Below are 15805 nucleotides of genomic sequence, written 5' to 3' on the forward strand. Positions count from 1 at the left end.
TCCATTCAGGAATCAAAATTAGTGTTCGTTAGTGCCCATTAGTGGTTCGAACCGTCACTTCCTTCCTCCCGCACTCCCCTACTCCGCTGCCATCTTGGGCACGTCGCGGCGTGAGAAGCCAGCCTTCTTCTCCTTCCCCCACTCCAGCTTGTCACTCACCTGCTGGGGATAAGCCCAAGCTTCCTTGTCATCATCATAGACAATGACGCGAGTGCGCTCGCTGGCCATGGCGACAGCTTGGGGAAGATCAAGGTACTTGAGCACATTCAGATAGATGGGACCTTCAACGTGCGAGTGCGGGACCTCATGCAGATCCAGCCGGGTAATGCCATCTTCGTACAAGCTGGCGTACACCGCATTTCCCGCCTGCATGCGGCTGGCCTGAACCCACAGTTTGGTTTTATCGAGTCCATCTACCGCGCGCAGCCCCCGGATGGCATGGCGGATGTCCCACATCTGCTGACCGTCGAGTGTCTGACCAAGAAGGTAGAAGCGGCGCAGGCGCTGGCCGCTGGCCTTCTCTGCCGCCGCTTTGGCCTTGGCATCGCCGGCTTTCACCGGCTTGTCCCACGCGCTGGGCCCGATACCGCGCGGACACACATATGCCATGCCCCACTTGAAGTTCTGAAACATCTTCTTCTCCTGATCGAGTCCCTTGGCATCCGCCTCCACGGCGATGTCCTTCGTGAACTGCGCAGGAAATGCCCTGGCAAAGGTATTGGCAAAATCCTGCCAGCCTTTTTCATCCAGCACATTGAGCACCACGAGTTCAAGGTCCTGCGGTTTCAGGTCTGCACGGCGCAGCACATAGAGATCCAGCGGGATGCCATCTGGCACGGCGATCTGAAAACGCTCCATTGAAATGCCATCCGCAGCGAGCGAGTCCTGTTTTGCCGGGAGTACTGACTTGGCGATCTCACCGCCAGAGCCCGCCTGTCCTGCGAAGCACTTCTCCTTCAGCGCCTTCATCCAGGCATCTCTCGTACCGGTCCAGTCCTGGGGATATTCAGGCACTTTTGCTTCAGCAGCCTTGGGAACGAAGCTCTCATCAATCTTCGTGTTGCGTTCATCCTTGGGCAACTCCGTGAAGACCCGCAGCTTCTCCATGGGGATGCCCTTCACGGCAGGAGCATCGATGGTGCTCATCAGTTCGGCGCCCTGCAGGAACCGCATCATCCAGTGAAACTCGCCCACGTTGAGCGGCTGGGTGTCCATGTGCGGTCCTTCCGCGAACTGCAGACCGATGTTCTTCTCCGCATCAAGCAGCTTGTAGATGCGGCGCACGCTTTGATAAATGTTGAACACACCCTCGACGGGGAAGATGCGATCCTTATCCGTGTTCACAATGCACAGTGGGCGGGGCGCGACGAGCGCGGCGACTTTTTCATAGTCCCACTGGTAAGTATTCACCATGAACATGCAGTCGCAGTGGCCCTCCACGCAGCCATCCACCACGTGATTGCGCAGGGTGGTGATGCCCGCAGTCGGCGCGGCGGCCTTGATGCGCTCATCCAATGCGGCAATCCACCACGAGTAGGCGCCACCTCCGCTGCGGCCCGTGACGCCGAAGCGTGTCTTGTCCACTTCGGGACGCGTTTCCAGATAATCCAGCGCGCGGATGCCTGCCCAAGCTTCGACGCCTGCAGGAGTATACCCGCGGGACATCCACCACCAGCGTCCCTTGCTGTAGGTGCCGTGATGCTCGCCGCGGATTTCTCCGAGTTGCACGGTGTCGATGATCAAACACACGAAGCCGTGTTTCGCATACCACACACCGTGGTGTTCATACCCGGTTTTGTTTCCGTAGCTGATACCATCCTTCATCTTGCTGGAGTGGCCGCAGACGTAGAGCACGGTGGGCAGGGGCTTCTCCGCCTGCTTCGGACGGTAGAGATTCGCCGTGACGTAAAGGCCGGGCATGGACTGAAAGTGGAGATTTTCCACAATGACGCCCTCGTGCTCGAACTCTCCCGTCTTGGTGGCTTTCAAATCCGTTCGCGGCGGCATGGGGTCAAGCCCGAGCATTTCGGCGAGCTGCCGCCGGTACTCGTCCTTCTTCGCGAGCCAATCCTCTTTGGTTTTGATCTCGCGAGCGAGCTGCCCCTCCAGGCGGCCGACTTCTGTTTTGAAGGTGCCACGCAAGGCATCGAGCTGGGGATTCCCCTGCTCGGTGTCAAACTGGGCGTGAAGCCCGGAGAGAGGCAGGCCCAACAGAGCCGCAGCAAGCACGAGTAGACGGATGCGCATTCAATCGAATCGCGTCTACAGGAGGGGATCTTGCGGCGAGATGTGCCGGCTTCTCCTACTATTAAGAGGTGGTCCTGAGAGAAGCGCCGTCCGGCGCCTGCTGCTTCTTGCCAAACAGCGTGAGCAGCGGGCCGGTGAGCATGGTGGTGACGAGCGCCATGATGACGAGCATGGTGAAGATGCGTGGCGACAGAATGCCGAGGTCATACCCGATGTTCAGCGCGATGAGTTCCATGAGACCGCGCGTATTCATGAGCGCGCCGAGCTGGAGCGAATCCCGCCAACCCATGCCGGTGAAACGGGCGGCAAAGGCACTGCCACCGAGCTTGCCCAGCGTGGCGACGGCAATGATGAGCGCGCAGACCAGCCATCCACTCAGATCATTGAGCAGTCCGATCTGGGTGCGCAGGCCGGTGAAGGCGAAGAACAGCGGCAGCAGGAGCACCGTGCTGAACTTCTCCACGCGCAGAGCGATCTTGTGTCTGAAGTTGTGCACTTCCGGCATGATAGCGCCCGCCATGAAGGAACCGAACAGCGCGTGAATGCCGATCACCTCCGTGCAAAGCGCAGCGGTGACCACCACACACACGACGGTGGCGAGCACACCACTCGAAGGCTCTTCATCCGCCAGGCGCTTTTCGCCAATCCACTTCGGCAACCCTTTGCGCACTACCAAAATCATGATGGCGATGAAGACGGCCACCAGGACGAGATTCAGTGCGGCACCGGCAAGGCTGGTCGAACGTGCAATCGCCACCACGAAGGCAAGAATGCTCCACGCGCTGACATCGTCCACCGCAGCACAGGTGATGGCAGTGCTGCCAAGGTAGCTCTTTGTCATTCGCCGTTCCTGAAGGATGCGGGCCAGCACCGGGAACGCCGTGATGCTCATGGAGATCCCCATGAACAACGCGAACGCCATGAAGCTGGCACCCGGCGCCGCCAAATGGCTGTAGAGGAAGTAGGCCAGCACCACGCCGAGGAAATACGGGAAGACAATGCTCGCGTGACTGACCACCACAGCGGTCTGCGCCTTGCTCCGCACATGGCGCATGTCCAGCTCCATGCCCACGGCGAACATGAACAAGCAAACGCCCACCTGGCTGAGCAACTTGAGCGCGCCGAGGGATGAAGCCGGAAAAACAAACGCAAACGCATCCGGCGCCAGCAGGCCAAACAAGGACGGCCCCAATAAAATCCCTGCCGCCATCTCACCCACGACAGAGGGCTGGCCCATGAGTTGGAAGAGCTTCCCCGCAATGCGTGAGACGAAGATGATGACGATGAGCTGCACGAACAACTGGGCCAGCGGGTGCTGGAAGTTTGTCATGATGTTCTCACGCAACATGTCGACGGCGCTGGTGGCACCCTGGGCAGCCGGTGCTGCAGCCACAGCCGCCGCTTTCTCAACCACAGGCGTACCCTGAGGAACCGGCAACGACGCACCGAACTTCAAAAGCGCCACGATGGCTGCGCCTACCACGGTGAGCGTAATGATGTAGAAGAGGGATGTACGCTTCAGGTGCACGGGAGTGATGCGGTCGGAGTGGCTGCGTTTCCAATGAAGTCCGCGGGTACAACAATGCACCCGCTGCGACCAAATGGACACCTTTCCCGTGATATCCAAAATACCATTTTATTCTGTTACTAATGCCGTAATGGCATGAGTAACAAAAGCAGCAGTGGTGAGTGGCGCCTACTTCAACGACCGCAACCAGGCTACGAGGTCACACAACTCCTGCTCTGTCATGGTGCCATCCAGGCCCAGGGGCATGAGGCTGGTGGTAAGTGTGGTGTTTGCCACGATGCTCGCGTGCGGAACGCTTTTCTCCTGACCTGCCAAGTCCACCAGTAGCAGTCCCTCAGCGGTGTGACTGCGGATGAGGCCCATTAAATTCTGACCATCGCTTGTCTCAATGGCGTGAGCTTCATAGTCGCGTGCCAGGGTGTTGCTGGGGAACATGATACTCTCCAAAAGATCACGTTCTGTGCGAATGGCCCCGATCTTGGTGAGGTCCGGTCCCAGGGCTCGCCCGACATCGCCCACCTTGTGACACGCGAGGCAGGTACCTTTACCCATGGCAAAATTCTTCTTTCCCTCGTCGGCCCTACCCCGGGTCTGCACTTGATCCGCCAGTGTGGCAAGTTTCCGCTTCTTCGTATCAATCATGGCCGCTGCGCTCTGAATGGCGGGGGCGACAAGATCGTACGCTTCCGGCAGTGAATTTGCGAAGGCAGTCTTGAAAGCACTCTCTTCCACCGCCCCGATCACGGGAGACAGTGCAAACGAGCGAGCGAGCGCCTTGATGGTTTCCGCGTCCTTGGTCTTGCGGACAAGCTTGAGCATTTCCTGAAACTCCAGCGGACCGAGTGTGGGAATGGTTTCGGTGAGTTGCAGCAGTTGTTCCTTGGTGAGAGCCACGGTGGCGAGCACGCGTGCAGCCTCAATGCGAGCCGTCACATTCGTCATGTCCCCGAGCAACTTGGTGAGCAGCGCAAAACCTTCCGGGCTCAATGCCTTGCCTCCGCGCGAGGTGGCACTGAGAGCCTTGAGGCGGATGGTCTGCGGGCGTGCCGAGTCATTGACCATGCCCAGCAACGCGACTTGGAAGCGGTCTGTCTTCAAGCGGGTCGCGGCTTCAATAATAAGGCTCACATCACTGGGGCCTGCATCTGCCAGGCTCTTCTCCAGAGGGGTAAGCCACTTTTCATTCGTGATGCCGGCTGTCTGTCGGGAAAGGATATTCCATGCAGCGCGGCGCACCGGGGCTTGGGAACCACCGAGCATCACCGCCACCAACTCTTGTATGGGTTGTGCTTTGAAGTGTGCTTCGATGACGTCCTCCATTATCTGCAGCTTCGCCTCGGAAGGTGGGGTCTCGTCCAGCCACTGCTGCATCACCGGCAGCATTGCCTCACCACCAAGCGGCATGGCACAGGCGGCACGGCGTACGGCATCAGCGAGATGCGGATTCTTGATGGGTTCCAGTTGCTTCGCTGCGGTTTGCAAAGCTGCGACGGCATCAGCTTCCTTCTTCCCTTGGGAGGCGATGAGGAGGACACGGCTGCTCAGAATATCATTCGTTGTATCAATAGGCGGAAGACCACTCTCCGCGCCCACCACCTGAGCGGCGTGCATGATGGCATGCTCCAATGCGGGCTTTGCGGGAGACTTCAGCAACCCCAGAATGGCAGCGCACACCTCGGCGCTCTTGCTCTGGTGCTCCGCAGCCCAGTTGCAGGCCTGCATCAACGCACGGACATCTTGATTCCCATTGAGTTGCTTCAACGCCTCAGCGTCGCTGTGGATCTCCCACGACTGTTTCCAGCTTTTGGCAGGATTGGACGTGGTTGCCAGTGCTCCGGAGGCATCCTTCCTTTTCACGCGATACACCGCACCCTTTTCCTCGGGCTTGGCCATGAGACTGCTGGGACATCCAATGCGGAACCATCCACCTGTATTCAGCACGAGCAGATCCCCTGCACGCTCCTCCAGCACATCCGTGAAATGCACATCCGGCGCATCGGGCAGCCGAAGAAACTCATGCTCAGAAGCCGCATAAGTCACGCCCTGAGGTGCGAGCTCCATACGTACGAGCCGCTGCGTGTTGAAGTGAATGACGAACATGTTCAACAAGCCCGCCTGATTCTCCGTGGGAGTCTTTGGATTGAACAGGCCACTGCGCGACATCATGCACCCGCTCACGGCCACGTGCCCGAAGTTGTGCATCACAGGCATGTGCTCCAGCGTGCGCGGCAGTCCTTCGATGGCCTTCATCATATCCGCCCGCTCATACACGCCACCCTGCAGCCAGTGCATCAGCGTATCACCCCTTGGCTGGGAGTAGTAGAGGTTGCAGGTGCCGATGATGTCTCCATCAGGCGTGAAATCGATCTCGGTGGGATTGTCCGCACACCCCAGCGCATGCCATCGGACATCACTGCCATCTGGCTGGCAGGACCAGATGCCGCTGGCGAGCCCCTCGTGCACAGGAGTGCCATCCTTCTGCACCACCTTGTGTCCCTTCCTGCCGTGGCACCAGTAGAGTCTGCCATTGGGATGCAGGAATGGCCCATGAACGTCCGCAGCATTTCCGGTGTATTCGAAGCCGCCCACAATCATCTCGCGCTGCTCCGCCACACCATCACCATCCTTGTCGGTCAGTTTCCAGATCCCTGGAGGTGAGGCCACGTAAAGGCTGCCCTTCAGCCAGACCGCTCCTTGGGGGAAGGTTAGCTTGTCTGCGAATACGGTGCTCTTCTCAAAGAACCCATCGTGATCGCCATCCTCAAGCATCAACACCCGATTTGGCGGATTCGCTTCAAGCTGCTTCTTGTTCCAGTTCAGCCCCACGGCATCGCCTACGAACAGCCTTCCGCGATCGTCGAGGCATCCCATGATGGGATGCGTGACCTGAGGGGCTGCGGCTGCGGTGACCAGCTCCCAACCGTCAGGCAGTGACGCCTTTGGAGCTTGTGCTTTTGCGGCGGTGACAGAAGCAGCATCCGCCGTCACCACCACGGGCCGCAGGGCGCTCGCAGGAATGGTTGTGGCTTCATCCGGCTTGAGGTCTGCGGCGAAAAGATGGCACCCCGCTCCGAGATGAAGCAGGGTGACTAGGAGAGAGGCACGACGAAACATGCGAAGGATACGCCCAGTGTCCACGCGCCTTGCAATGCTGGGCTTCTGACGATGCCTCAACAGTGACGGGTCATGACACTTTCGTCACACTGAAGCTGAAGTCGGGGCGTTTCTCGAATTCATGCAGCAGTTTTCCGTTGGCATCGATGTGGCGGAAAATGAAACGCTTCTCATTCACCTGAAGATGGCTGAATCCGTAGATGGCCTTTGAATAAGGCCCACGGCTGTCAATTTTCGGCTCACGCACACGAGCGCCGCCGCCGCCGGAGAGAATGTGGCTGGTCTTCTTCCCCGCGAATTCCAGATGCTGCAGATCATGATCATGCCCGCACATGTAGAGGTGCACACCGTTCTCCTGCAAAAGTTCGCCGAAGGCCGCCTGCAACGGCTTTGAGTCACCATGAATCCCGTTGCTGTACAGCGGATGGTGGCCCATGACGATGGTCCAGGTCGCGCGAGGCTTTTTGAGCTCCTCCTTCAGCCAGAAGAGCTGTTCATTCTCCTCCGACTCGATGAGCGAGTTTTTGATCTTGCCGTCCTTGGTCTTGCCACCGCTGACGGCGCGGAAGTTCGTATCGAGGCAGAGGAAGGTGACGAGCGGCTTGCCGTTGGCTACCCCCATGTCCTGGCGGTGCCACTTGCTCGGCATGGTCCAGCGGGTACCAGGTTTCTTGCTGTACTCCACCTGCACGAGTTCACCGCCGTCATTGTCATGGTAGTCGTGGTTACCCAGGATGGCCGGGCAGGGGCAGTCGAAAACGCTTTTCGGATACATCTCCTCGAAGCCCGTCTTCCATCGCCCCGACTTCAGGCCGCCGTCCATTTTCTTGTAGAAGTTATCCCCCAGGAGAAGAAGCCCTTGAGGCTTCACTGCGAGCTTTCCCACATAGGCCTTCATCCCGTCCGCCACCGCGGATTGCGCGGGCTCCATGCTGCCGAAGTCACCCAGGGCAAACCAATGCTGATCGTCCGCGGTGGTCTCCGCGGCGGAGAGGCCGTCTGGACGCAAGTTGAGACCCAACGCAGCGCTGGAACAAAATACGGTCTTCAGCAGACGGCGACGCGACCATCTGGCGGGGGAAGAGGGGGCTGTCTTCATGAAGTAGGAAACGCACGTACCAGCCGAACCTTGCCACACTTGTATTCTTCCGGGCAAGCACGCCCTTGCAAGGATTCCGCTACTCGGCTCCGTATGAGCAACGACGTTTTCATGGGCACCAGCCACCATTTCCGCACTCTCATTTGCCTGCTGGCGCTCATGCCAGCGTGGATGAAGGCGGACGATGACCTGCTGAGCCGCACAGCCCGTACATTGGACGGCACGCTTCAGCAGATGGAGATGCGCATTCAGGGCGTGCAGCGGGACCTCGGCGCGCTGGCCCGCATTCCCGTCGAGCAGACCGGTGAGCGGCTGGGCTACCACAGCCGCATCCTCCAGGGGACGCCGGAGCAGCTCTGGGTGCAGATTGACCTGTCTGCCAGCGAGACCTTCGACACGGTGGTGATCGTTCCGGTGGTGCTTCCGAAGGAACAGGGCGGCATCGAAGGGTATGGTTTCCCGTGGAGGTTCAGGGTCGACGTATCGGACGACATCAACTTCAAAACGTCGCAGACAATCGATGATCACACGAATGAGGACTTCCCCAATCCAGGCAAGGTGCCGGTGATTTTGCGTGTTGATGGGGCGAAGGGGAGATACCTGCGCCTCACTTCCACCGTGCCCGCGGGGCGGCGTAATAAGAACGGACAGATCACCTGGCCCTCACTGGTACTGGCAGAAATCATGGTGTTGCGGAACGATCGCAATCTCGCCGCAGGCCGCCCAGTGTCCGCGCCGACCTCGCGTGAAGCTCCACCCGTCTGGTCGCTCGCGAACCTCACGGACAGCGAAAGCATCCTCGGCCCGCCGGTCAGCGCCACTTCCACCGAGCGCAAGGGATGGCACAGCATCGCCTACCCTGATGGAACCACTCCAGTAGAGATCACCCTTGATCTGGGAAAACCATATCCGCTGGAGGATGTGCGCCTCTTTCCCATGCGCTGGGCAGGGTTTCCACACTGGGTGGGCTTTGGCTTTCCCGTGCGCTTCAAGGTGGAAAGCGCTCTCGAACCCTCGTTCTTGCAACCACATCTGGTGGTGGACTTCACGGATGCGGACTTCCCCAATCCCGGTATGAACCCAGTCGTCATGCCAGCCAATGGCACAGAAGGCAGGTATGTGCGTATCACCACGACCAAGCAGTGGGAGCGTTTCACCGATCACGCAGTCGCCATTTCCGAAGTGCAGGTATATTCCGGTGGACAAAACGTAGCGCTCGGCAAACCACCACGCACCACCAGCGTGTATCCGGACAAGCCCTGGGCCAATGCGAACCTAGTGGATGGCGATGCGAGTGAGAACCCCATCCTGCCACTCCCGGAATGGCTGGCGCAACTGGAACGCAGCACCGCTCTCGAACGTGAGTTGGCCGCATTAGAGGTAGAACGCGCCACTCGCTTGCTTCAATGGCGGGACTGGGCCTGGACCGCGGGTATCTGCCTCGGTTCATTGGCACTGGTGCTGCCCACCGCTTTTCTCATCCGCAACAGCCTGCGGCGCCGACGCGATCTCCGGCAGCTTCGCGAGCGCATCGCGCGGGATCTGCATGATGAGGTGGGCAGCAACCTTGCTGGCATCGCCCTGTTGAGCCGTGAAGCGGAAAAGGCAGATGATGCCGGGCGGGCTTCGCTGCTGGAGGAGATCCAACGTGTGGCGCAGGAGACCTCCGGATCCATGCATGATCTCGTGTGGATGATCCAGCCGGGAGCACCAGGTGACATGGTGAATGGTCTGCGTACGCTCGCGGAGCGCATGTTGAAGGGGATGCGTCTTACCTTCGAGCCAGCCGCGGATGCGTGGCAGGGTTCACTCAGCCTGGAGTCGCGCCGGGAGCTGTATTTGATGTGCAAGGAGGCCCTGCAAAACATCGTGAAACACAGCCATGCCACCGAAGTGACCATCGGGCTGAGATTAGCCGGCAGAGCCTTCGAGGTTGTCATCGCAGATAATGGTCGTGGGTTTGAACCGGCATCTGTTTCCAGTGATGGATTCGGACTCGGCAATCTGCGGGAACGAGCACGCCGTATCGGAGGCTCCTGCAAGATCGAATCCCTTGCGGGAAAGGGAACGACTGTCACGATGAGCGTCCCGCAGGAATGACCTCATGAGCACGCGCGCCCGCATCTGGATTGCCGAAGACAACGCGACCTATCGTGGTGCTGTGGCCCGCGCCCTGAGTGCGCGCGAGGACATGACTTGTGAGAAACAATTCTCCACCGGCAAGGCATTGCTGCAGGAGCTGGAAGGAGGATTCGCAGTGCCGGAGGTCATCCTGCTCGACGTAGGACTGCCGGATGGCAGCGGGCTGGATCGCATCCCCCGCATCCGGGATCTCGCACCTGACTGCCGCGTGCTCATTCTCACCGTCTTCGAAGAGGAAGCCAAGATCACCGAAGCCATCTGCAATGGCGCACAGGGATATCTTTTGAAAAGCGCGGCCGTGGAGGAGTTGGTGCAGGGCATCCAACTCTCCCTCACAGGTGGGGTGCCGATGACACCGCGCATCGCCCACTGCATGCTGAAGCTCTTCTCCCAGTTCGCGCCGAAGCAGGGGGACTACGGCCTGAGCGCCCGCGAGAAGGACACCCTCGAGCTCATGGTCCAGGGGTACATCCGCAAGGAGATTGCCGACCGTCTGGGCCTGAGCCTGCACACCGTGGATACCTACCTCCGTGGCGTCTACAAGAAGCTGGAGGTGAATACCCGCACCGGAGCGGTGGCCAAGGCGCTGAAAGAGGGACTTATCTGAGGCTCGTAGCCCAACGTAGAAGGCTTCTCCAGAAGCCTTTCATGCCTGCGGCGCAACTCGCACGCCCGACAAAATCACATCTTCCGATCCATACCTTTCAGAGGTAGTTACTGCAGGGGGATTGCGACGCGGCACAAGGCTTCTGGAGAAGCCTTCTACATTGCAGCCTCACGATCTCTCGTGAGGGAAGACCCGCCGGGAATGCCGTATTCTCAGGCATCCATGCGACCAATCCTGACTCCCGCGTTTCTCCTGCTACTGGCTGCCACGGCCTGTCCCGCAGAAGTGGATTTCTCGCGTGATGTGCACCCCATCTTAAAAAATCACTGCTTCTCCTGCCATGGGGAGAGCAAACAAAAGGGCGGCCTGCGGCTCGACATCAAGGCCGCTGCTTTCAAGGGCGGTGAGGAACATGGCAGTCCCATCATCGCGGGGAACAGCAAGGATAGTGCCCTGGTCAAGTTCACCAGTGGCGCGGACGAAGACTTGCTCATGCCGCCGAAGGGCGAGCGGCTGTCCGCTGTGGAACTGCAAACGCTGAGGCAATGGATCGACGCAGGCGCAGTGTGGCCAGATGACGGAGTGGCCCTGAACGATCCGTTGAAAACGCACTGGGCATTTCAGCCGGTGAAAAGACCCGTGGTGCCGGTCGCGAAGCAGAAGTCCGAAGGCAGACAGAACGCGGTGGATGCGTTCATCCTCCAGAAACTGGATGAGAAGGGACTCGCCATGTCACCACCGACAGATGCGCGGACATTAGTGCGGCGCATGTACTTTGATGTGATTGGCCTGCCGCCCTCGCCGGAGCAGATGGACGCCTTTGAGGTGGCTTACAATAAGGATGCCAATCTCGCCGTGCGACAGCTGGCAGACGACCTGCTGGCTTCCCCCCACTACGGTGAGCGCTGGGCACGGCACTGGCTGGACGTGGTGCGGTTTGCAGAAAGCGACGGATTTGAAAAGAACACCCCGCGCGCGAACGCTTGGCCCTACCGTGACTATGTGATTCGTGCGCTAAACGAGGACCGCCCCTATGATCAATTCATAAAGGACCAACTCGCTGGAGACGCTACTGGGCAAGATGAAGCCACAGGCTTCCTTGTGGGTGGATCGGTGGACACGGTGAAGAGTCCCGACCCGGTGCTCACGGCACAACAGCGCGCGGATGAGCTCAATGACATGGTGAGCGCCACGGGTGCAGCTTTCCTGGGGCTCACTCTGAACTGCGCGCGGTGCCACACGCACAAGTTCGACCCCATTTCCCATACCGACTACCATGCCATGGCGGCCGTGTTTTCCGGCGTGCGTCACGGGGAGCGCTCGCTCAAGCCGGCGGACTACGATGAACGCATGGCGAAGGCCAAGAAACTGGGCGACCAGCTCGAAGCGGTCGAAGCTCAACTGGCGCGCTTCGAGCCTGTGGCCACCACGGCAAAGACCCTGGTAATCCATCCGGAGGACAAGGAACACACGGTGAAGCTGCGAACCGCCAACTCCAAACGCACGCTCTATGAAGATGGCGATTCCCGTGGTGAGAAATCCTACACCGGAACCGAAAGCGATCTGCCCACTCTCGGCGATGGCTACTGGGTCTGGCTGCATGAAAATGCAAAGGGTGACGTGTTCCTATGGAAGCCGAAGACTGAAGGCAGGTTCCGCGTCTGGGTTTCCTGGGGCAGCGGCTACAAGTCGCATGATGAAGACGCGCGCTATGTGATGGACCGCGACGGTGACCCCGCCACCACGAACGATCAGGAAGAGATTGGTCGGGCGGACCATCGCAAGTTCGCAGACGGCTCAGGCAGCATGCCCAATCGCAAACTCTGGAGCGGGTTCAAGGATCTCGGTGTGCACGAATTCACCAACTCGTCTGTGCTGATTCTGCGCGTGGGAGGGAGCGAAGGCTATCCCACAGCAGACGTACTCGTCCTGCAGGAGGACAACGAGAGTGCGTCTCCGTCCGCTGCGAAGCTAGGTTCACCACGCGTTCGGGTGCCTGTGAAACGGAGTGCGAATACGGAGCGGTTCTCCCCGGTGAAAGCGAAGTTTGCCCGCTTCAGCATCGAGGACACCACACAGCTGCAACCGTGCATCGATGAGCTGGAGGTTTTCACCGCCGGGGACAAACCGAGGAACGTCGCGCTTGCTTCACTGGGTGGAAAGGCCGCCGCGTCGAGCACGCTGCCGGGCTATGCCATTCACCAACTCTCGCACATCAATGACGGGCTCTATGGCAATGACCATAGTTGGATTTCGGACGAGGCCGGTAAAGGCTGGGTACAGATTGAGTTCCCCCAAGCAGAGACCATTGACCGTGTGGTGTGGAGCCGCGATCGAAATGATGTGCCGCGCTACAACGACCGGCTGCCCACGAAGTATACTGTCGAGGTTTCGCTGGATGGCATCCAGTGGCAGCGAGTTGCCAGCGACCGGGACCGCCTCGATAGGACGACCAAACTCGGCATCGCGACCATTGCCCGGGCGGATGGACTGCCAGTGTCAGAGGCAAGACAATTCAAAGCACTGCAGGGCAATCGCACGAAGCTCAACAAGGACATCACGGCAGTAACCACCATGCCCATGGCATATGCAGGGAAGTTTGCACCGCCAGTAGAGATACACCGGTATCAGCGCGGCGATGTAACTCAGCCTCGCGAGGTAGTGACACCGAACGCCCTGGCGTCACTCGGGCCGAAGACGGTATTCGCTGCAGACATGACGGAGCAGCAGCGGCGACTCACTCTCGCGGAATGGATGGTAAATCGTACGCATCCACTCACAGCGAGGGTCATTGCCAATCGTCTCTGGCACTATCACTTCGGCACCGGCATTGTGGATACACCCAGTGACTTTGGAGTGAACGGCGGCAAACCCACCCATCCGGCGCTGCTTGACTGGCTGGCCAGTGAATTGGTGGACAACGGTTGGAGCCTGAAACACCTCCACCGTCTCATTCTCACCAGCGCGACCTATCGACAGGCCAGCACCACCCATGAGGCCGCTATGAAGGTGGATGCCGGTTCGCGCCTTCTCTGGCGCTTCCCTCCGCGGCGCATCGAAGCAGAGCCGTTGCGTGATGCGATTCTCGCGGTGAGTGGTTCGCTAGATTTGAAGATGGGTGGCCCCGGTTTCGACCTTTTCGAGCCGAACACCAACTATGTGAAGGTGTATACCACCAAAACAGAATACGGCCCGGCGGAATTCCGCCGCATGGTGTACCAGAACAAGCCGCGCGTGGAGCTGGACAACATCTTCGGCGCCTTCGACTGCCCCGATGCCGGTCAGGCGACACCAGCTCGCACCATGAGCACCACGCCCTTGCAGGCACTGAGCCTGCTGAACAGCAAGTTCGCCGTGCAGCAGGCCGAGTTGTTTGCCTCACGAGTGCAGCGTGAGGCAGGCCTCGGTGCCAAGGCTGAAGTTACACGTGCTTTCACGCTGGCCTTCGGACGTGCTCCCAGTGCTGACGAGACAACAGCTTCCCTGGCGCTGGTTAAGGAGCATGGCCTTCCTGCCCTGTGCCGCGCGCTGTACAACGCGAATGAGTTTCTGCAAATCCGGTAGGAGAAGAGCACGAGCAAGAACAGGCACACGCACATGAATCACCATCGCCACCTCCTCGATCGCCGTCGCTTTCTTGGCTCGACGTTTCACGGGCTCAGCAGCATCGCACTGACGTCACTGCTCTCGCGGGATGGACTGCTTGCCTCTGCCCCGCCTATCCGCCCGTTGATTGAGCCTTCGCGTCCATACGCACCGCGGCAGCCGCATTTCGCCCCCAAGGCCCGCCGGGTGTTGGTCATCTTCTGCACGGGGGCGCTGAGCCATGTGGACACCTTCGACTACAAGCCGGAACTGGTGAAACGGCATGACACACCCATGCCCGGCAGTGGGAAGCTCGTGACCTTCCAAGGCGAGCAGGGCAATCTCATCAAACCCCTCTGGGACTTCAAGCCGCGTGGCCAGAGCGGCAAGATGATCAGCGACCTGCTGCCGAACATTGCAGAACACGCGGATGACATGTGCTTCATCCACTCCATGACAGGCAAGAGCAACACGCATGGTCCCGCCGAGAGCCAGATGAGCACGGGATTCACGCTGGATGGATTTCCCAGCATGGGCGCATGGACCAGCTACGCTCTCGGCAGCGAATGCTCAGACATGCCAGCGTTTGTCGCGATCCCGGATCCTCGTGGTGGTCCGCAGATTGGACAGCGCCAGTGGGCCAATGGATTCCTGCCTGCAGTGTTCCAAGGCACCGCGTTCAATGCGGACAAACCGATTCCCAACCTCGCGCCGCCGGCGACCATCACCGCATCTTCTGAGAAGGCGACACGCGACTTCCTGAAGCGGCTCAATGCGGAGAACCTCGCGCAGCATCCGGGTGACTCGGAGCTCTCTGCGCGCGTGGCCAGCTACGAACTCGCGGCACGCATGCAACTTGCTGCTGCGGAGCTGGGTGACTTCCGCGGAGAAAGCAAAGCGACACTCGACCTTTACGGAGCCAGCGACACCAATGCAAACAAGGCAGGCTTCGCCAAAAACTGCATCCTCGCACGCCGCTTGTTAGAGCGAGGCGTGCGCTTTGTGCAACTCTTCCACGGCAGCTACGCCATGGGCGAAGGCGTCGGCAACTGGGACGGGCACAAGAGCATCGCCGCACAATATCCCGGACATGCACAGATTCTCGACCAACCGTGTGCCGCCCTACTGCGTGACCTGAAAGCGCGAGGGCTCATGCAGGACACGCTGGTGGCTTTCGTCACGGAATTCGGCCGCATGCCCACCTTCCAGAAAGGCGCCAATGGACGTGATCACAATCCGAAGGGCTTCACCGTATGGCTTGCCGGCGCAGGTGTGAAGAAGGCACACAGCCACGGCGCCACGGATGATTTTGGCTACCAGGCCGTGCAGGACGTGACGAGCATCTATGACCTGCACGCCACCATGCTACACCTTCTCGGGCTCGATCATGAACGGCTGAGCTATTACCACAATGGCATCGAGCGCCGGCTCACGGATGTGCACGGGCATGTGATCAAACCCGTGCTGGCGTAGATCATGAGAG

The 15805-nt window shown here is 59.6% G+C and carries 8 protein-coding genes; 4 read left to right on the plus strand and 4 right to left on the minus strand.

Annotated elements, in window-relative coordinates; all coding sequences use genetic code 11:
* Nucleotides 1–78 precede the first annotated feature (78 nt).
* From G5S37_RS23530 to G5S37_RS23545, 4 genes are all read right to left on the minus strand, one after another.
* Nucleotides 79–2247 (minus strand): acetylxylan esterase, encoded by a 2169-nt coding sequence (locus tag G5S37_RS23530; protein WP_165207270.1) that lies wholly within the window; start codon nt 2245–2247, stop codon nt 79–81.
* A gap of 61 nt (nt 2248–2308) precedes the next feature.
* The gene (locus tag G5S37_RS23535; RefSeq protein ID WP_240914699.1) at nt 2309–3775 is read right to left on the minus strand and encodes a cation:proton antiporter; all 1467 of its coding nucleotides are present in this window, start codon (nt 3773–3775) and stop codon (nt 2309–2311) included.
* Nucleotides 3776–3943: 168 nt separating this feature from the next.
* On the minus strand, nt 3944–6889 hold the full coding sequence (locus G5S37_RS23540; RefSeq protein WP_165207272.1) for a PVC-type heme-binding CxxCH protein: 2946 nt from the start codon (nt 6887–6889) through the stop codon (nt 3944–3946).
* Between the two features lie 70 nt (nt 6890–6959).
* Entirely contained in the window at nt 6960–7988 is a 1029-nt protein-coding gene (locus tag G5S37_RS23545) for a metallophosphoesterase (protein WP_165207274.1), read from the minus strand.
* A 93-nt stretch (nt 7989–8081) separates the two neighbouring features.
* On the opposite strand from G5S37_RS23545, the gene G5S37_RS23550 reads away from it, so the two are divergent.
* The 4 genes from G5S37_RS23550 to G5S37_RS23565 all read left to right on the plus strand — a co-directional run bounded on the left by G5S37_RS23550 (nt 8082) and on the right by G5S37_RS23565 (nt 15795).
* The gene (locus G5S37_RS23550) at nt 8082–10088 is read left to right on the plus strand and encodes an ATP-binding protein (protein ID WP_165207276.1); all 2007 of its coding nucleotides are present in this window, start codon (nt 8082–8084) and stop codon (nt 10086–10088) included.
* Between the two features lie 4 nt (nt 10089–10092).
* Nucleotides 10093–10737: a response regulator transcription factor gene (locus tag G5S37_RS23555; protein ID WP_165207278.1), complete on the plus strand. Its 645-nt coding sequence runs from the start codon at nt 10093–10095 to the stop codon at nt 10735–10737.
* A 222-nt stretch (nt 10738–10959) separates the two neighbouring features.
* A complete protein-coding gene (locus G5S37_RS23560; protein WP_165207280.1) occupies nt 10960–14301 on the plus strand; it encodes a DUF1553 domain-containing protein in 3342 nt (1113 codons plus the stop codon).
* Between the two features lie 33 nt (nt 14302–14334).
* Nucleotides 14335–15795 (plus strand): DUF1501 domain-containing protein, encoded by a 1461-nt coding sequence (locus G5S37_RS23565; RefSeq protein ID WP_165207282.1) that lies wholly within the window; start codon nt 14335–14337, stop codon nt 15793–15795.
* Nucleotides 15796–15805 lie beyond the last annotated feature (10 nt).

The sequence above is a fragment of the Roseimicrobium sp. ORNL1 genome, assembly GCF_011044495.1.
Taxonomy (GTDB): Bacteria; Verrucomicrobiota; Verrucomicrobiia; order Verrucomicrobiales; family Verrucomicrobiaceae; genus Roseimicrobium.